The organism is Streptomyces sp. NPDC101237, from assembly GCF_044767465.1.
In the GTDB taxonomy this organism is placed as follows: Bacteria; Actinomycetota; Actinomycetes; order Streptomycetales; family Streptomycetaceae; genus Streptomyces; species Streptomyces gramineus.
The window spans coordinates 11,540-29,422 of the sequence record NZ_JBIWNY010000045.1 but is presented as its reverse complement, the minus strand read 5'-3'; the positions used below and the strand labels follow the sequence as shown (position 1 = coordinate 29,422).

The following is a 17,883-nucleotide window of genomic DNA, read 5'->3' as shown; positions in this document are numbered from 1 at the left end:
GCGGCGACGGCTCAGGCGTCGAACACCTCGCGCACCAGCTGCTCCTGCTCGGCCTGGTGCCGCTTCGCGGAACCGACGGCGGGGGAGGAGCTGTGCGGGCGGGAGATGCGGCGCAGGCGCTCGCCGGCCGGGACGTCCGCGCCGACCGCCAGGTCCAGGTGGTCGATCAGGTTGAGGGCGATGAACGGCCACGCACCCTGGTTCGCCGGCTCCTCCTGGGTCCACAGGTACTTCTCGGCGTTCGGGTACTTGTTGACCTCGGCCTGGATCTCCGCACCCGGCAGCGGGTACAGCCGCTCCAGGCGGATGATCGCGGTGTCGGTGACGCCCCGCTTCTGCCGCTCGGCCTCCAGGTCGTAGTAGACCTTGCCGGTGCAGAAGACGACCTTGCGGACCGCGGCCGGGTCCACCGAGTCGTCGCCGATGACCGGGCGGAACTGCCCGCTGGTGAACTCCTCCGCCTTGGAGGCCGCCGCCTTCAGACGCAGCATCGACTTCGGGGTGAAGACGATCAGCGGCTTGTGGTGCGGGTTGTGCACCTGCCAGCGCAGCAGGTGGAAGTAGTTCGACGGCAGGGTGGGCATGGCCACCGTCATGTTGTTCTGCGCGCACAGCTGGAGGTAGCGCTCGATGCGGGCCGAGGAGTGGTCCGGGCCCTGGCCCTCGTAGCCGTGCGGGAGCAGCAGCGTGACGCCGGAGGTCTGGCCCCACTTCTGCTCGGACGCCGAGATGTACTCGTCGATGACCGACTGGGCGCCGTTGGCGAAGTCGCCGAACTGGGCCTCCCACATCACCAGCGCGTCCGGACGGGCGAGCGAGTAGCCGTACTCGAAGCCCATCACCGCGTACTCGGAGAGCAGCGAGTTGTAGACGTTGTAGCGGGCCTGGTCCTCGGACAGGTACAGCAGCGGGGTGTAGTCGGCGCCCGTCTCGCGGTCGATGAGGACCGCGTGCCGCTGGCCGAAGGTGCCGCGCTGGGAGTCCTGGCCGGAGAGCCGGACCGGGGTGCCCTCCATCAGCAGCGAGCCGATGGCGAGGGTCTCGCCCATGCCCCAGTCGATCGTGCCGTCCTCGATCATCGCCGCCCGGCGCTGCAGCTGCGGCAGCAGACGCGGGTGGACGGTGAAGTAGTCCGGGATGTTGACCTGGGACTCGGCGATCCGCTTGAGGACCTCGGTGGAGATGGCCGTCGGAACGGCGATCGGGAAGCCGTCCAGCGGCGCCTGCGCGTCCGAGGCGGCCGGCTGCGAGGTGGCCTCGCGGACCTCCGTGAAGACCTTCTCCAGCTGGCCCTGGTAGTCCTGCAGGGCCTGCTCGGCCTCTTCCAGGGTGATGTCGCCGCGACCGATGAGGGACTCGGTGTAGAGCTTGCGCACCGAGCGCTTCTTGTCGATCAGGTCGTACATCAGCGGCTGGGTGAAGGCCGGGTTGTCCGACTCGTTGTGACCGCGGCGGCGGTAGCAGATGAGGTCGATCACCACGTCCTTGTTGAACGCCTGGCGGAACTCGAAGGCGAGGCGCGCGACGCGCACCACGGCCTCCGGGTCGTCGCCGTTCACGTGGAAGATCGGGGCCTCGATCATGCGGGCCACGTCGGTGGCGTACATGGAGGAGCGCGAGGACTCGGGGGCCGCGGTGAAGCCGACCTGGTTGTTGATGACGATGTGGACCGTGCCGCCGGTGCGGTAGCCGCGCAGCTGCGACATGTTCAGGGTCTCGGCCACCACGCCCTGGCCCGCGAAGGCCGCGTCGCCGTGGATCGCCACCGGCAGCACCGTGAAGTCCGTGCCGCCCTTGTTGATGATGTCCTGCTTGGCGCGGGCGATGCCCTCGATGACCGGGTCGACCGTCTCCAGGTGGGACGGGTTGGCGGCCAGCGAGACCTTGATCTGCTCGCCGTCCAGGCCGGTGAAGGTGCCCTCGGCGCCCAGGTGGTACTTCACGTCGCCGGAGCCGTGCATCGACTTCGGGTCGAGGTTGCCCTCGAACTCGCGGAAGATCTGCGCGTACGACTTGCCGACGATGTTCGCGAGGATGTTCAGGCGGCCGCGGTGGGCCATGCCGATGATGACCTCGTCCAGACGCGACTCGGCCGCGGAGTCGATCACCGCGTCGAGCAGCGGGATGACGGACTCGCCGCCCTCCAGGGAGAAGCGCTTCTGGCCGACGTACTTCGTCTGCAGGAAGGTCTCGAAGGCCTCCGCCGCGTTCAGGCGGCGCAGGATACGCAGCTGCTCCTCGCGCTCCATCTTGGAGTGCGGGCGCTCCACGCGGTCCTGGATCCACTTGCGCTGCTTGGGGTCCTGGATGTGCATGAACTCGATGCCGGTGGTGCGGCAGTACGAGTCGCGCAGCACGCCGAGGATGTCGCGCAGCTTCATCATCGACTTGCCGGCGAAGCCGCCGACGGCGAAGTCGCGCTCCAGGTCCCACAGGGTGAGGCCGTGCTCGATGATGTCCAGGTCGGGGTGCTTGCGCTGCTTGTACTCCAGCGGGTCGGTGTCGGCCATGACGTGGCCGCGGACCCGGTAGGAGTGGATCAGCTCGAAGACACGGGCGGCCTTGGTGACGTCGTCGTCGTGCGAGGCGTCGATGTCCTTGAGCCAGCGGACCGGCTCGTAGGGGATGCGCAGGGCCTCGAAGATGTCGTCGTAGAAGCCGTTCTCGCCGAGCAGCAGGTTGGCGACCTGGCGCAGGAACTCGCCGGAGGCGGCGCCCTGGATGACCCGGTGGTCGTAGGTCGACGTGAGCGTCATGACCTTCGAGATGCCGAGCTTGTTCAGGGTGTCCTGGCTGGTGCCCTGGAACTCCGCCGGGTAGTCCATGGAGCCGACGCCCATGATCACCGACTGGCCGGGCATCAGACGCGGGACGGAGTGGACGGTGCCGAGGCCGCCGGGGTTGGTCAGGGAGACCGTGACACCGGTGAAGTCGTCCATCGTCAGCTTGTTGTCGCGGGCGCGACGGACGATGTCCTCGTAGGCCTGCCAGAACTCGAAGAAGTTCAGCGTCTCGGCCTTCTTGATGGCCGCGACGACCAGCTGGCGGTCGCCGTTGGGCTTCACCAGGTCGATGGCCAGGCCCAGGTTGATGTGGGCCGGCTTGACCAGGGTCGGCTTGCCGTCCTTCTCGCCGAACGCGTGGTTCATCGACGGCATGGCCTTGATCGCCTGCACCATCGCGAAGCCGATCAGGTGCGTGAAGGAGATCTTCCCGCCCCGGGCGCGCTTGAGGTGGTTGTTGATGACGATCCGGTTGTCGAACAGCAGCTTCACCGGGACCGCGCGGACCGAGGTGGCCGTCGGCAGCTCCAGCGAGGCGTTCATGTTCTTCGCGACGGCCGCGGCCGGGCCACGCAGGGTGACCAGCTCGGGACCCTCGGGCGCCTGGGCGGCGGGCGCGGCCTTCGCGGCGGCCGGCTTCGCGGCGGCAGGAGCCGCGGCGGCGGGCGCGGGCTTCGCGGGCGCCGGTGCGGGCGCAGCGGCCTTGGGAGCGGCCGGAGCGGCCGGAGCGGCCTGGGCGGGCGCGGCGGGAGCCGGGGCGGCGGGCGCGGGCGTGGTGGGTGCCTGCGCGGCCGGAGCCGCCGCCTGCTGCGCCTGCGGTTGCGCGGGCGTCGCGGTGCCCGCGGCCCCCGCGGCCGCGGTACCCGCCGGAGCCGAGGCGGCGGGCGCCCCCGGCTTGTAGTCGGCGAAGAAGTCCCACCAGGCACGGTCTACCGAATTCGGGTCCTGGAGGTACTGCTGATAGATCTCATCGACGAGCCACTCGTTCGGTCCGAACGCGGCCGCGGGGTTCTTGCCCGCTTGGTCTGCGTCGGTCGAGATGCTCGAGTTACTGGGGGACTGTGGCGACACGGCGGCAACCGCCCTCTTCCGCTTCACAAGGTGATGGACAGCGGGAATAAAGGCTACGCCTCCCAGACCGTGAAGGTCAGGTCGGGCCCGTTCATCGTCGTGTAAGTCACATCGGAAAGCGTGTTTCGGGGCTTGAAATGGCGGGAAACAAGCGTGGTTCCGCTAGGAGAGGACAGAAACGGGCAGGGCGGAGCCGGGCCGTTGATCGGCTCGCCCGGGTACCCGTCGCCACGTGCGCGGAAACCGCACCTGCTCACGCGGGCCCCGCTGAGGCGACGGCCGCGGGACCACCGGTGGATCTTGAGGCCTCGATGCGAACTTTACGTCAACTTGGCACGGAGGAAGGTCCTGGGAGGGTGACGATGATCCTGCAGCCCCGCTCGGATTCGGCCACGCCGATCCGGCCGCCGTGCAGATCGACCGCCCACCGGGCGATCGCCAGCCCGAGCCCCGTGCCGCCGTCGCTGCCGGGCCCGTGCGGCCGTCGTACGGCTCCCCGGTTGAAGCGCTCGAAGACGCGGTGCCACTCCGAGCGCGGAATGCCGGGGCCCTCGTCCAGGACCTCCAGCTCCAGTGACTCGGGCTGACGGCCGCGCCGTGCCTTCAGGGTCACGCGGCCGTGCGGCGGGCTGTGCTTGACCGCGTTGTCGATGAGGTTCGCCACCACCTGGTGGATCCGCTCCGGGTCGGCGTGCGCGGTCAGCTCCGGGGGCGAGACGTCCAGGTGCAGGTGGACGTCGTTACGCGTGTGGCTGCCGGAGTTCGAGGCCAGGCCGCGCGCCCCGGCGACCATGTTGGCCTCCTTGAGCACGCCCGACAGGTACGGCCACACCTCGAAGCGGCGCTGGCGCAGCGGTACGACGCCGTTGTCCAGGCGGGAGAGGTCCAGCAGGGTCTCCACCAGCCGCCCGAGGCGCTCGGTCTGCTTGAGGGCCGTGCGCATGGTCTCGGTGTCCGGCTCGGCGATCCCGTCGACGACGTTCTCCAGGACGGCCCGCAGGCCCGCGATGGGCGTGCGCAGCTCGTGCGAGACGTTCGCCACCAGCTCCTTGCGCTGGCGGTCCTGGGCCTCCAGCTCGTCGGCCATGACGTTGATCGTCTCGGCCAGGTCGCCCAGCTCGTCCCGGCGGTTCTCGCGCACCCGGCGCGTGTAGTCGCCCTGCGAGATGGACCGGGCCACCGCGTTCATGTCGTCCAGCGGCGCGGTGAGCGAATGCGCCACGAACTGCGTTATCAGCAGCGTGGCGATCATCGAGAAGACCGTGATGAAGCGCAGCTCCGTCTTGGTGTGCACCGCGATCATCGACAGGCCCGTGGTGATCAGGACCGAGACGACGACCAGCGCGCCGAGCTTGGTCTTGATCGAGAACGGGCGCACGGTGCCCCAGGGCTCCTCCCCGGGGCCCCTCGGTCCGGCCGGCCCGGCGTTCATGGCGTCGGTGTCTCCAGTGCGTAGCCCACACCGTGCACGGTGCGGATCCGCTCGGCGCCGATCTTCCGCCGGAGCGCCTTGATGTGGCTGTCGACCGTGCGGGTGCCCGAGGCGTCCGCCCAGTCCCAGACCTCGGCGAGCAGCTGCTCACGGGAGAGCACCGCGCGCGGGGTGTTGGCCAGGCACACCAGCAGGTCGAACTCGGTCGGCGTGAGGTGCACGTCCTCGCTGCGCACCCGCACCCGGCGCTGCGCGTGGTCGATCTCCAGCTCGCCGAGGCGCAGGATGCCGGACCGGGGCGTGGAGGCCGCGACGGCCGCCCGCTCCACCCGGCGCAGCAGGACGTGCACCCGGGCCGCCAGCTCCCGCATGGAGAACGGCTTGGTCATGTAGTCGTCGGCGCCGACCCCGAGGCCGACCAGCATGTCGGTCTCGTCGTCGCGCGCGGTGAGCATCAGCACCGGCACCGGCCGCTGGGCCTGCACGCGGCGGCAGACCTCCAGGCCGTCGAAACCGGGCAGCATGATGTCGAGGATCAGCAGGTCGGGCTGCCAGGCCTCGGCGGTGTCGACGGCCGCCGGTCCGTCGCCCGCGGTTTGCACGAGAAATCCCTCGGCGCGCAGGCGGGCCGCGATGGCGTCGACGATCGTGGCGTCGTCCTCGACGACCAGAACCCGGCGCTGGGCGCCCGGAGAAGCCGTCGCCGTGCCGTTGTGGGAGGTGTGTGTCTGCTCCATCGCCCGCCCCTGTGTGCTTTCCGGAACCAGTGGGGTGATCCCATGACTGCGATTGACGCTTGAATGATCCGCGTCAGGGATGCACCCTACGGGGACAGGCGGCGCACTCGCTATCCAGGGCGGACGGCGAGGTGAACGACGTCCGGAACGCCCCGGGCAACCGGGATCTCTTCGGTACGCACCTGTTTGAACCCGGCATTCCGCAAGGATTCCTCGAACGCGGCACAGGGCTGGGCGGACCACACGGCGAGCACCCCGCCCGGCTTCAACACTCTTGCACAGCTTGCGAGTCCGGCCGGCGAGTAGAGGCCCTCGTTGTCCTCGTCGACCGTCCAGCCCGGTCCGTTGTCGATGTCCAGGCACAACGCGTCGAAAGTGTCGGAAGTCTCATTGACGTAGGCGACGAGATCGTCCTCGACGATCTCCGTGCGCGCATCGGCGAACGCGCCCGCGGAGAGCGGGGACAGCGGGCCCTCCCGGTGCCAGCCGACGACGGCCGGCTCCCGCTCCACCACCGTGATCCGGCCCCAGCGGGGATCCCGCGCGGCATGCGCCAGCGAGAACCCCACGCCCAGACCGCCGATCAATACGGCCGGTCCCGCCCGTCCGTCCAGCGCGTGCAGGGCCGCGTCCACGAGCAGCCGCTCCGAGCGGCCGTCGGAGGTGTCCATCAGGAAGCAGCCGTTGGCGATGATCTGCAGCAGCCCGCCGTGCCGGCGCAGCACCACCTCGCCGTACGGTCCCTCGCGCCGGTCCAGGACCACGGGCGGGCCGTCGTCCGCGGAGGTCCTGTCGATGATGTCCGCCATGCCGGCCATCCTGCCCCAACGCGGCTTTGCGGCCACGCGAATTACGGGTGTCGGACGGTGGTCCCGGTGTCACTCGTTCGAGGGGCCGCCCGGCGCTTCGCGTCCGGGGGCGGCCGCGGGCGGCTCGTATGGTTCCTCGCAACGCCGCACGGTTCTTCAGAAAATCCTGTGAATCGCTCGCCGGGTGGCTTCGGTCATAGACAGCCGGTCGGGGGACGGCCAAGGCTGGCGAGGTGAGACGGAAGGAGCGCCTGACCGTGGAACGGACCGCCGGGGCCGCGTCGCCGCCCGTGCCGCAGCCCGTTCCCGCGGGCGCGCCCGCACCGGTGCCCACCGCCGAGGCCGCCGTCCTGCTGGACGGGCTCCCGCGGCAGCGCGGCCCGCTCGCCCTCCCGGCGGCGGTGATCCCGCGCACCGTCCCGGCGATGCGCCCCTGGCGGCTGCTGCCCACGCCCGCCGGCACGCCGGTCACCTTCTTCTACACGGTGCTCCTGGCCCTCACCTCGCTCTTCGCCGAGTACGCGGGACCCGGCCTGCTGCACGCCGTCTACCAGGACTCCAGCACCGACGTCGCCCACCTGTCGCGCACGCCGGCCTTCGTCCTGCTGGCCAGCGCGATGTGGGTCGCGGGCGGCCTGCTCTCCCCGTACGCGGTCGCCTTCGTGCTCGTCCTGACCGCCCTGGAACGGCGGATGGGCGGCGCCCGCGCGATCCTCGTCTTCCTGGCGGGCCACGTGCTGGCCACCCTCGCCACCGAGATCCCGGTGGGCCTGGCGGTCCTGGCCGGCCGGCTTCCCGGCACCTCCCTGCACCGCCTCGACTACGGCATCAGCTACGGCGTGGCCGCCGGCGTCGGTGCCCTGTGCGGCCTGCTCACCCCGTGGCTGGGCCGGCCGCTGCTCGCGCTGGTCGGCTACAGCCTCGTCATGGACCTGGTCGCCTTCCAGGACCCGGTGACCAACTGGGGTCACCTGATCTCGCTGTCCATCGGGACGGCCCTGTGGCCGGTGGTGCGCCGCTGGCACCGCGAACACGCGCAGTCCGGGCCGGCCGACGTCTCCGGGGCCCGGCGCTTCGGCGGTTCCTGACCGCCGGTGCCCTTGCCGGGGGGCGGTGCCGCCTCGGGTGGCATGGCCGGTGCCGCGCCGTCGTGGCTGGTCGCGCCGTTCCCCGCGCCCCTTCGGGGGTGCTGTGAACCCACCCGGAATGAGGGCGCGGCGGTCGGTGTTCTCGCGGTGTCGGCAGGTCAGCGGGCGATCGCTCACAGCGAACGCGGCCCCGGGAACATTCAGTGGCTCACATGCATTGAGTCGGCATAGCTCAAGTTCAATGCCGAAGGGGAGATCATGGCTTCCACGTCCGCATCACTCACCCTCCCTGTGCTGCCGCTCGACGACGAGGTCGTGCTGCCCGGGATGGTGGTCCCGCTGGACCTCAAGGACCCCGATGTACGTGCCGCCGTGGAGGCCGCCCAGGCCGCCGCCCGCAACGAGCCCGGCAAGCCCAGGGTGCTGCTGGTCCCGCGGGTCGACGGCAGCTACCCGGGCACCGGTGTGCTCGGCACCGTGGAGCAGGTCGGCCGGCTGGCCGACGGCGACCCGGGCGCGCTGATCCGCGGCCGTTACCGCGTCCGCATCGGCGCCGGCACCACCGGTCCGGGTGCCGCCCTGTGGGTCGAGGGCACCCGTATCGAGGAGAACGTCCCGGATCCGGTGCCCGGTCACGTCACCGAACTGGTCAAGGAGTACAAGGCCCTCGCCACCGCCTGGCTGCGCAAGCGCGCCGCCTGGCAGGTCGTGGACCGCGTGCAGGCCATCGACGACGTCTCCGCGCTCGCCGACAACTCCGGTTACTCGCCGTTCCTGACCACCGAGCAGAAGATCGAACTGCTGGAGACCGCCGACCCGGTGGCCCGGCTGAAGCTCGCCACCCAGCAGCTGCGCGACCACCTCGCCGAGCAGGACGTGGCCGAGACGATCGCCAAGGACGTCCAGGAGGGCGTCGACAAGCAGCAGCGCGAGTTCCTGCTCCGCCGCCAGCTCGAAGCGGTCCGCAAGGAGCTGCGCGAACTGAACGGCGAGAAGGAGGGCGAGGAGTCCGACGACTACCGCTCCCGGGTGGAGGCCGCCGACCTGCCGGAGAAGGTCCGCGAGGCCGCTCTCAAGGAGGTCGACAAGCTGGAGCGGTCCAGCGACCAGTCGCCCGAGGGCTCGTGGATCCGGACCTGGCTGGACACGGTCCTGGAACTGCCCTGGAACGAGCGGACCGAGGACGCGTACGACATCCAGGGCGCCAAGGCGGTCCTGGACGCCGAGCACGCCGGTCTCCAGGACGTGAAGGAGCGGATCACCGAGTACCTGGCGGTGCGCAAGCGCCGCAGCGACCGGGGGCTCGGGGTCATCGGCGGGCGGCGCGGCGGTGCCGTGCTGGCGCTCGTCGGCCCGCCCGGTGTCGGCAAGACCTCGCTCGGCGAGTCCGTCGCGCACGCGATGGGCCGGAAGTTCGTCCGGGTCGCCCTCGGCGGCGTCCGGGACGAGGCCGAGATCCGCGGCCACCGCCGTACCTACGTCGGCGCGCTGCCCGGCCGCATCGTCCGCGCGATCAAGGAGGCCGGTTCGATGAACCCGGTCGTCCTGCTGGACGAGATCGACAAGGTGGGGTCCGACTTCCGGGGCGACCCGGCGGCCGCCCTGCTCGAAGTCCTCGACCCGGCGCAGAACCACACCTTCCGCGACCACTACCTGGAGGTCGAGCTCGACCTCTCGGACGTCGTCTTCCTGGCGACCGCCAACGTCCTGGAGGCCATCCCGGAGGCGCTGCTCGACCGGATGGAGCTGGTCCGCCTGGACGGCTACACCGAGGACGAGAAGGTCGTCATCGCCCGTGACCACCTGCTCCCGCGCCAGCTGGAGCGGACCGGCCTCGGCGAGGACGAGGTGGCCCTCGACGAGAGCGCGCTGCGCAAGCTCGCCGGGGAGTACACCCGGGAGGCGGGCGTGCGCACCCTGGAGCGGTCGATCGCCCGGCTGCTGCGCAAGGTCGCGGCCCAGCACGAACTGGGTGAGCGGGAGCTGCCGTTCACGGTCGGGGAAGAGGACCTGCGGGGGCTGATCGGCCGTCCGCACCACGTGCCCGAGTCCGCCCAGGACCCGGCCGAGCGCCGTACGGCGGTCCCGGGTGTGGCGACCGGTCTCGCGGTCACCGGAGCGGGCGGCGACGTCCTCTTCGTGGAGGCGTCGCTGGCCGACCCGGAGACGGGCGCGGCGGGCCTGACCCTGACCGGTCAGCTGGGTGACGTGATGAAGGAGAGCGCGCAGATCGCCCTGTCCTTCCTCCGCTCGCACGGCGCCGAACTGGAACTCCCGGTCGGCGACCTGAAGGAGCGGGGCGTGCACATCCACTTCCCGGCGGGCGCGGTCCCCAAGGACGGCCCGAGCGCCGGCGTCACCATGACGACGGCCCTCGCCTCCCTCCTGTCGGGACGCCTGGTCCGCACGGACGTGGCCATGACCGGCGAGGTCTCGCTGACCGGCCGGGTGCTGCCCATCGGCGGCGTGAAGCAGAAGCTGCTCGCCGCCCAGCGCGCCGGGGTGACGACCGTCATCATCCCCAAGCGCAACGAGGCCGACCTGGACGACGTCCCGGCGGAGGTGCTGGACAAGCTCGACGTCCACGCCGTCACCGACGTCCGGCAGGTCCTGGAGCTGGCGCTCGTGCCCGCCACGCAGGGCGCGGTGCCGGAGGTTCCGGCAGCGGCGTGACGGACGCTGCCGGAGAAGGAGGGCCCGGGTCCCCGCGAGGGGGCCCGGGCCCTCCGGCTTTCGTGCGGAATCAGCCCTTGGCGAGGGCGACCACCCGGTCGAGGGCCCCGTTGAACTTGTCGTGGTCCCCGACGGTCGGTCCCGACGACGTGTACTGCCACGCCGTGTAGTAGGACCAGCCGGCGGGCAGCGTGCCCACGTCCGAGGCGTACCGGGCGATCCACAGCGGATGGGCGGCCGCGAAACCGCCGTAGTTGCCGGTGCAGTCCTTCCACCAGCTGGTGGCCGTGTAGATCACGGCGTCCCGGCCGGTGCGCGCCTTGTAGGTCTTGAGGAAGTCGGTGATCCAGCTGACCATCGCGCCGGTGGACTTGCCGTAGCAGGCGGCGCCGTACGGGTTCCACTCGATGTCGAGGGCGCCGGGCAGGGTCCGGCCGTCCTTGGACCAGCCGCCGCCGTGGTCGACGAAGTAGTCGGCCTGGGCGGCGCCGCTCGTGGTGTCCGGGGTCGCGAAGTGGTACGCGCCGCGGATCATGCCCGCGTCGTCGGAGCCGTCGTACTGCTGGGCGAAGTAGGGGTTCGTGTAGTACGTCCCTTCGGTCGCCTTGGTGTACGCCCATTTGACCCCGCTCTTCAGCAGGGTGGGCCAGGCGACGTTGCCCTGGTGGCCGGAGACGTCGACGCCCTCGGTCTGGGTGGCGTCGCTGCTCTTGGGCGTGCCGCTCTGGCCGTCGTGGGCCAGGACGCCCATGCCCATGTACGCCGAACCGCGCGCGGGGGCGGCCGAGTCGGCGTGGGCCGGGACCGGGGAGACCGCCGCGACCAGGAGCGCGAGCAGGCCGGTGAGGAGAGTGGGGGCGGGTCTGTGCACGGACATGACGTGCCTCCGTGGGGTGAGGTGGGGATCCCAGATATGCCAGAGACGGCCGGTGCGCGGGGCGCGACACGACGCGGGGTCACACGGCGTGCCGCCGGCCGGTGGCGTGCGCATGCCGTCTTCGGCCTGCCGGAGGCGCCGCGCGGGCCGCGGACGCCGGGGGGAGGGGGTCCGGAGGCCGCCGTCGGTCCATGCCTGCGGAATACTTGGCGAGCTGCGGCGACGACGGGGTTTGACGGAAACTTTCAGGACTGCGAAACCGATCAGGGGTGCTGACGTGCACGACGACGAAAAGGGCGACGGACTGCGCGCCGCCACCGGGTTGACACCGACCGGTGCGGACGAGGAATTCCTCACCCTGGAACGCGAGTTGACCGTGCTGCTGCGCCGCGCCCGGGCCAGCCAGGGAGAGATGGCCCGCGAGGTCCATCCCGACCTGGAGACCGCCGCGTACGGCCTGCTGGTCCGGCTCGACGAGTACGGCGGCCAGCGCGCCACCGAACTGGCCGCCTACATCGGCGTCGGCAAGGCCACCATGTCCCGCCAGCTGCGCGCCCTGGAGGAGCTCGGGCTGATCGCCCGCGAACCCGATCCGGCCGACGGCCGGGCCTGGCTGGTCGCCCTCACCGACGAGGGCCGGCGCCGGGTCGGCACGGTCCGCGAGGCCCGCCGCGGCCGGTACGTCAGCCAGCTCGCCCACTGGCCGCGCCGGGAGGTCGCCGAACTGGCGCGGCTGCTCCACCAGCTCAACGGCGTGATGGAGAAGTAGCCGCCCGGACGTCAGAACTCGACGTACACCACCGTCGCGTCGTCGTGCGTCTTGCTCCGCCGCAGGAACGCCCGCTCCTCCCGGTCCGCCGCCTCCAGCTCCCGCACCCGGTCGAGGAGCGCCCGCGCCCCCCGCACCGCCACGACCTCGAAGAGGGCGGTCCAGTCGCCCTCGCGGAACTTCTCCGTCCAGCGGGTCGCCCCGTCGGTGAGGGCGGCGAGCGCGCCGACCCGGCCCCGGGGCACGCTCCCGGTCACCGCACGGGCCGCCACCGAGGGATCGGCGGCGGCCGTGAAGAAGCCGCCCTCCTTGTTGCGGACCGTGGCGTCGGCGGTCGCGTCCGAGGCCAGCGAGGAGCGCGGGACGCGGTCGAGCCGGTCGTCCAGGACCGCGGTGACCGTGCCGTCCGGAGCGCGCAGGAGCAGCGCGGAGTCCGACAGGACGAGGTACTCCAGGGTGTCCGCGGACCAGCGGGCCAGGACGACGGTCGCCTGGGGCGTGCGCGGGTGAGAAAGGTCACAGGTGCCACCGTGGGCGTCCGCGGTGCGCCGGATCGCCCGGCCGAGGATGTCCCGCAGTGTCAGATCTGCTGCCGAAACGGTCAGTTCGGTCAGTGCGCCACCGAGACGTGCGGTGAACCAGGGGACGGAATGCAGACACCCGGTGCCGTCCGGGGGCGGGGTGACGCCGTCCAGGACGATCAGGCAACCCCCCTGTCCCGAGGCGGGAAGTCCGACACCGGCGAAGTCCTCGTTGGGGCGGTCGGGGGTGCCGGGCTCCGAAACGACTTCAGTACGCATCCGGCCAGTCTGCACGACCCCTTCACGATCTTCGCCAAAGGCTGGCAACCGCCCGGGAATTCACGCGGTACCGCAGGTCAGCCGCCTGTTTTGGGCAGGAATGGCGTACTCCGGGAAGGCGTGTCGGCGAATACTGCCAAAGCCTGTCCTCCGCGTCCAACCGGCCCGCCGGAAAAGGCCCCGGCACAGTCCGGCGGAACTTGCCCGCCAACTCCCCTCCGATGTTCACTCCTTCGGGTGGCGACTCAGGCGATGCCGAACCGCCGCCCACCGGCGCTGGGAGGGTCGGGGACCTACATAACGGGTGCAGTACCGGGTACGCGCACCACTTGGCACCGACATGCCGGGAATGATGACGGAGTGCCACCCGGCCCCTTGGGTACACGAGTTCAGGAGTGCGAGCACCGGTGCAGAAGACGCGGCCTCGGCGCACAGGCAAGAAGACGGCCTCCGACACGGGCGCCGTCGCTCCCGTCGGCACCGGCCGCCGCAAGCACGTCCGCACCCGGCTGATCGTGGCCGTGGCGGTGGTCGCCGCGGCGATCGCGGGAGCCGGCGCACCCGCCCTGCTGACCGCCTCCGGGCAGCTGAGCGACTCCCAGGACCTGGTGACCCTCGCCGGGCGCACCCAGGACGCGCTGGCCCTGGCCCACTCGCTCGCCGACGAACGCGACGAGGTCACCTCCTACGTCGCGGCGGGCCGGCCCAAGTCCAAGGCGCCCTCGCAGGACCGCGGCGCGCGGGTCGACCGCCAGGTCGAGGACCTGCGGGCGGACACCGGCATCCCGGGCTGGCTGCGCACCGACCTCGACGGCATCGCGGCCGTCCGCCGGTCCGCGCTCACCGGCCGCAGCACCGCTTTGCAGGCGCACGAGGCGTACACCCGGACCATCACCGAACTCCACCGCCTCGCCGGCGAACTCGCCGAGCGGACGCCCCCGCGGGCCGGCTCCGGCGCCTACGCGCTCGCCGAGCTGGACTCCGCCGTCCAGCAGTCCGCCGCCGCCCGCGGCCTGCTGCTCGCCGCCCTGAACATCCCCAGCTCCACCCGGACCACCATCGACCCGCTCACCGGTCTGCCCACCACCAGCACCACCACCTCCGACGCCGACCGCAAGCAGCGCGACGCGCTCACCGCGGCCGCACAGCAGGCCAGGCTGCGCGCCGACGCGGCCCTCGCCGACTTCCGCGACACCGCGCCCGAGGCGGCGGTCGAGTCCTACGACTCCACGGTCACCGGCAACGACGTCAACGACGCCGACCAGTACCTGGCCGCCCTCACCGACCAGCCGACCCTCTCCGACGACGACCTCGCCACCGGCACCAAGAAGCTGGACACGGCGCTGTCCGCCCGGGTCGACCTGATGCGGGGCACCGAGTCCGCGCTCTACGACCGCCGCACCAAGGACCTCGCGGCGCTCCGCGACGACGACGTCACCGCGCTGGAGATCCGGGTCGCGGTGGTCGGCGCCCTGATGCTGGTGGCGGTGGGCATCGCCACGGCCATGGCCCGCACCCTCACCCGCCCGCTGTCCGTGCTCCGCCGCGGCTCGGCACGGCTGGCCGAGGCCGAGGACCCGCGCACCGAGGAACCGATCACCTTCACGGGCCGCAACGACGAGTTCGCCCAGGTCGTCCGCTCGGTCAACGCCCTGCACGCCCACTCCGTGGAGCTGTACGACCGCATCGCCACCCTGGAGACCGACCGCAAGCACCTGGTCGGCCAGCGCCAGAAGATGGCCGACGCCCGCGAGGAACTGCGCGCCGAGCTGACGGAAGCCGGCGACCAGCTGGAGCGGCTGCGCACCAGCATCGGCGGCACCTTCGTCAACCTCGCGCTGCGCACCCTCGGCCTGGTCGAGCGGCAGCTCGCCGTCATCGAGGGCCTGGAGGAGCGCGAGCAGGACCCGGACCGGCTGGCCACCCTCTTCAAGCTCGACCACTTCGCCACCGTCATGCGCCGGCACAGCGAGAACCTGCTGGTCCTCGCGGGAACCGAGCACGTCCAGCAGCACGCGGGCCCGATCCCGCTGGTGGACGTGGTCCGCGCGGCGGTCAGCGAGATCGAGCGCTACGAACGGGTCCGCATCTCGGCCCTGCCCCCGCACGCGCACGTGGCCGGTTTCGCCGCCGACGACCTCAGCCACCTGCTCGCCGAACTCATGGAGAACGCCTCGTCGTTCTCGCCGCCCGACGTGCCGGTGGAGATCTCCGGCTGGCTGCTGGAGAGCGGCGAGGTCATGCTCTCCGTGCAGGACGAGGGCATCGGCATGACCGCCGACCGCCTGGTCCGCCTCAATGGCCGCCTCGCCGACTTCGACCCGGAGTCGCCCTACGACCAGGAGGGCGCCGACGGTCTCGGCCTCGGCCTCTACGTCGTGGCCCGCCTGGCCCACCGGCACGGCGTCCGGGTGCGGCTGCGCGAGCAGAAGCAGGGCGGGGTGGCGGCGGTCGTCGTGCTGCCCCAGCCGCTGCTGGCCGCGACCCCCGCCACGGCGGTCCCCCCGGCCACGACGGCGCCCGGCGGCCCGCCCCACTTCTCCCTCCCCGGCGCCGACGCGGAGGCCAACTCCAACGTCCTGCCCGCCCGCCCGAAGTCCGGCGACCCCCTGGTGATGCTGGCGGAGCAGGCCGTGCGCAACGCCGACGAGCACCCCGCCCACGAGCAGGCGGACACCTCGACGGCGGCGGACCCGGAACCGGCGGCCCGCCCGAAGGCCCCGGCCGAGACCCCCGCCGAGACGACGATGGAGCTGCTGCTCCCCGACCTGCTGGGCCCGGCGCCCGCGGCGGACCGGGAGCAGCCCCGGTCGGCCGCCGCCGAGGACCACCGGCCGCACCCCGCCGACACCGAGGCCCTGGCCCGGCCGATCCCCGCGCCCGCCGCCGGCGAGCCCGCCGTTCCGGCGGCACCCGCGGCCGGCGAGGGCCCCGGCGGAGCCGAGGAGCACTCCCGCCCGCTGACCGCCCCCGGCACCGAGTCCCGCCGGGACAGTGCCTTCGGCGACGGCGACGGCGGCGAGGACGAGGACCAGGTCACCAGCAAGGGTCTGCCCAAGCGCACCCCCAAGATCACCGCAACCGCTCCAGCCCCCCGCCAGCGCGGTACCGGTGTCGACGCCGACGCCCTGCGCCGCAGGCTCGGCGGCTTCCGCAGCGGCGCCGACGCCGGCCGCCGGGACGTCGAGGCGGAGATCGCCGAACAGACCGGCCAGAACGAGGTGCCGAGCACCGCATCAGCCGTACCCGGATCATCCGCATCCGGTGAAGCAACGGGGGGCACAGTCGAGGAGGCAAGCAGTTGACCGCGCCCAGTACCTTCGGACTGAGCAGTGAGGCCCGTAACCTGCACTGGCTGCTGAGCAACCTGGTGGAAGAGGTGTCCGGCATCCAGTCGGTCGCCGTCGTCTCCTCGGACGGTCTGCTCCTGCTCTCCTCCGATCCCGGCCGCAACGAGGAGGCCAGGGAGGCCCGCGGGGCCGCCCGCACCGGCCCCCGCGGCTCCGCCGCCGACCTCGCCACTGTCGTCTCCGGCATCGGCAGCCTGACCATCGGCGCCGCCCGGCTGATGGACTTCGGCGGCGTCAAGCACACGATGGTCGCGATGGACGAGGGCAGCCTCTTCGTGATGTCCATCAGCGACGGCTCGCTGCTCGGCGTCCACGGCTCCGCGGAGTGCGACATGAGTGTCGTGGCGTACCACATGGCGCTGTTCGTCGGCCGCGCCGGTCACGTCCTGACCCCCGAACTCCGCAGCGAGCTGAGGAAGTCCCTGGAGGCAGACGCGACGAGGAGCGGCCGATGAGCAACGCCCCGAAGAACCGCAGGCAGAACCTCCCGGTGCGCGGCGGCGAACGCAAGCCCGCCCGCGTCCGCCCCTACTCGCTCACCGGCGGCCGTACCCGCTTCGGCCACGTGCTCCTCGTGGAGACCTTCGTGGCCGCGCTGGAGGCCCCCGAGGAGCGCAAGGAACTGACGAACGGCTCCCTCAACACCCGGGTCATGCCGGAGATGCGGGCCATCGTCGAACTGTGCCGCCGGATGCGTACGGTGGCCGAGATCGCCGCGCTGCTGAAGATGCCGCTCGGTGTGGTCCGGGTCCTGCTCAGTGACCTCGCGGACCAGGGAAAGATCCGTGTGTACGGAACGGGGACCGGGCACGGCGTGGGCCGTCCGGACCGCGCTCTGCTGGAAAGGGTGCTGAGTGGACTACGCCGTCTCTGACGCCTCCGGCGTCGCCCCGCTCCTCGACGGCGAGGAGCAAGAGCGGTCCTGGCAGACGGACCGCAGCCGCGCGCCCATCGCCACGAAGATCGTCGTGGCGGGCGGTTTCGGCGTCGGCAAGACCACCATGGTCACCGCCGTCTCGGAGATCACGCCCCTGCAGACCGAGGCGCTGATGACCGAGGCCAGCGCGGAGACCGACGATCTCACCGCCACGCCCGGCAAGCTCACCACCACCGTGGCGATGGACTTCGGGCGCATCACCCTCGACGACGACCTGGTGCTCTACCTGTTCGGCACGCCGGGCCAGCAGCGGTTCTGGTTCATGTGGGACGACCTGGTGCGCGGCGCGATCGGGGCCGTCGTCCTCGCGGACACCCGGCGGCTGAAGGACTGCTTCCCGGCACTGGACTACTTCGAGAGCTGCGGGCTGCCGTACGTCGTCGCGGTCAACCACTTCGACGGCAGTGAGCTCTTCGAACCGGACGACGTGCGCGAGGCACTGACGATCCCGTCGCACATACCTGTCATGATCATGGATGCCCGCCGTCGTGTCCCGGTGATCGAGACGCTGCTGTCCCTGGTCGCCCACGCGCTGGAAGAAACACCCGAGTAGGAGA

General features: G+C 71.7%; 13 protein-coding genes. 7 read left to right on the top strand and 6 right to left on the bottom strand.

Translation table 11 applies throughout. The features are described 5' to 3' along the window. Positions 1–11: 11 nt before the first annotated feature. From ACIRQ9_RS38505 to ACIRQ9_RS38490, 4 genes are all read right to left on the bottom strand, one after another. The gene (locus ACIRQ9_RS38505; protein WP_404184874.1) at positions 12–3,854 is read right to left on the bottom strand and encodes a multifunctional oxoglutarate decarboxylase/oxoglutarate dehydrogenase thiamine pyrophosphate-binding subunit/dihydrolipoyllysine-residue succinyltransferase subunit; all 3,843 of its coding nucleotides are present in this window, start codon (positions 3,852–3,854) and stop codon (positions 12–14) included. Between the two features lie 325 nt (positions 3,855–4,179). Beyond that, positions 4,180–5,286 (bottom strand): ATP-binding protein, encoded by a 1,107-nt coding sequence (locus ACIRQ9_RS38500; protein WP_404184871.1) that lies wholly within the window; start codon positions 5,284–5,286, stop codon positions 4,180–4,182. Then, positions 5,283–6,023, bottom strand: a complete 741-nt coding sequence (locus ACIRQ9_RS38495; RefSeq protein ID WP_351321817.1) for a response regulator transcription factor — start codon at positions 6,021–6,023, stop codon at positions 5,283–5,285. Before ACIRQ9_RS38495 ends, ACIRQ9_RS38500 begins: the two co-directional genes overlap by 4 nt. A gap of 110 nt (positions 6,024–6,133) precedes the next feature. After that, entirely contained in the window at positions 6,134–6,832 is a 699-nt protein-coding gene (locus tag ACIRQ9_RS38490) for a spermidine synthase (RefSeq protein ID WP_404184868.1), read from the bottom strand. A 257-nt stretch (positions 6,833–7,089) separates the two neighbouring features. Here ACIRQ9_RS38490 and ACIRQ9_RS38485 point away from each other — a divergent pair, with 257 nt between their 5' ends. Together ACIRQ9_RS38485 and lon are read left to right on the top strand one after the other, a co-directional pair. Then, positions 7,090–7,920, top strand: coding sequence for a rhomboid-like protein (locus tag ACIRQ9_RS38485; RefSeq protein WP_404184866.1), 831 nt, complete (start codon positions 7,090–7,092; stop codon positions 7,918–7,920). Positions 7,921–8,178: 258 nt separating this feature from the next. Further along, positions 8,179–10,593, top strand: a complete 2,415-nt coding sequence (gene lon / locus ACIRQ9_RS38480; protein WP_404184863.1) for an endopeptidase La — start codon at positions 8,179–8,181, stop codon at positions 10,591–10,593. Positions 10,594–10,663: 70 nt separating this feature from the next. Here lon and ACIRQ9_RS38475 read toward each other — a convergent pair whose 3' ends face one another. Then, the gene (locus ACIRQ9_RS38475; RefSeq protein WP_404184860.1) at positions 10,664–11,470 is read right to left on the bottom strand and encodes a lysozyme; all 807 of its coding nucleotides are present in this window, start codon (positions 11,468–11,470) and stop codon (positions 10,664–10,666) included. A gap of 277 nt (positions 11,471–11,747) precedes the next feature. Between ACIRQ9_RS38475 and ACIRQ9_RS38470 the strand changes: the two genes are divergently transcribed. Beyond that, on the top strand, positions 11,748–12,239 hold the full coding sequence (locus tag ACIRQ9_RS38470) for a MarR family winged helix-turn-helix transcriptional regulator (RefSeq protein WP_404184857.1): 492 nt from the start codon (positions 11,748–11,750) through the stop codon (positions 12,237–12,239). A gap of 11 nt (positions 12,240–12,250) precedes the next feature. Here ACIRQ9_RS38470 and ACIRQ9_RS38465 read toward each other — a convergent pair whose 3' ends face one another. Next, positions 12,251–13,039, bottom strand: coding sequence for a hypothetical protein (locus ACIRQ9_RS38465; RefSeq protein ID WP_404184854.1), 789 nt, complete (start codon positions 13,037–13,039; stop codon positions 12,251–12,253). 407 nt (positions 13,040–13,446) lie between these two features. Between ACIRQ9_RS38465 and ACIRQ9_RS38460 the strand changes: the two genes are divergently transcribed. From ACIRQ9_RS38460 to ACIRQ9_RS38445, 4 genes are read left to right on the top strand one after another with little or no spacing between them, the layout of a single operon-like run. Beyond that, the gene (locus ACIRQ9_RS38460; RefSeq protein ID WP_404184851.1) at positions 13,447–16,344 is read left to right on the top strand and encodes a nitrate- and nitrite sensing domain-containing protein; all 2,898 of its coding nucleotides are present in this window, start codon (positions 13,447–13,449) and stop codon (positions 16,342–16,344) included. After that, complete coding sequence (locus ACIRQ9_RS38455; RefSeq protein WP_351321832.1) at positions 16,341–16,844, top strand: roadblock/LC7 domain-containing protein; 504 nt, start codon at positions 16,341–16,343, stop codon at positions 16,842–16,844. The genes ACIRQ9_RS38460 and ACIRQ9_RS38455 overlap by 4 nt, the downstream gene beginning before the upstream one ends. After that, entirely contained in the window at positions 16,841–17,263 is a 423-nt protein-coding gene (locus ACIRQ9_RS38450) for a DUF742 domain-containing protein (protein ID WP_351321834.1), read from the top strand. Before ACIRQ9_RS38455 ends, ACIRQ9_RS38450 begins: the two co-directional genes overlap by 4 nt. Next, the gene (locus ACIRQ9_RS38445) at positions 17,244–17,879 is read left to right on the top strand and encodes a GTP-binding protein (RefSeq protein WP_404184848.1); all 636 of its coding nucleotides are present in this window, start codon (positions 17,244–17,246) and stop codon (positions 17,877–17,879) included. The genes ACIRQ9_RS38450 and ACIRQ9_RS38445 overlap by 20 nt, the downstream gene beginning before the upstream one ends. Positions 17,880–17,883: the final 4 nt, after the last annotated feature.

What these genes read in the sequence shown, in the direction of transcription:
- ACIRQ9_RS38500 (WP_404184871.1), bottom strand. Translation starts at nt 5,286, where the DNA reads ATGAACGCCGGGCCGGCCGGACCGAGGGGCCCCGGGGAGGAGCCCTGG.
- ACIRQ9_RS38495 (WP_351321817.1), bottom strand. Translation starts at nt 6,023, where the DNA reads ATGGAGCAGACACACACCTCCCACAACGGCACGGCGACGGCTTCTCCG.
- ACIRQ9_RS38490 (WP_404184868.1), bottom strand. Translation starts at nt 6,832, where the DNA reads ATGGCGGACATCATCGACAGGACCTCCGCGGACGACGGCCCGCCCGTG.
- lon (WP_404184863.1), top strand. Translation starts at nt 8,179, where the DNA reads ATGGCTTCCACGTCCGCATCACTCACCCTCCCTGTGCTGCCGCTCGAC.
- ACIRQ9_RS38475 (WP_404184860.1), bottom strand. Translation starts at nt 11,470, where the DNA reads ATGTCCGTGCACAGACCCGCCCCCACTCTCCTCACCGGCCTGCTCGCG.
- ACIRQ9_RS38465 (WP_404184854.1), bottom strand. Translation starts at nt 13,039, where the DNA reads ATGCGTACTGAAGTCGTTTCGGAGCCCGGCACCCCCGACCGCCCCAAC.
- ACIRQ9_RS38450 (WP_351321834.1), top strand. Translation starts at nt 16,841, where the DNA reads ATGAGCAACGCCCCGAAGAACCGCAGGCAGAACCTCCCGGTGCGCGGC.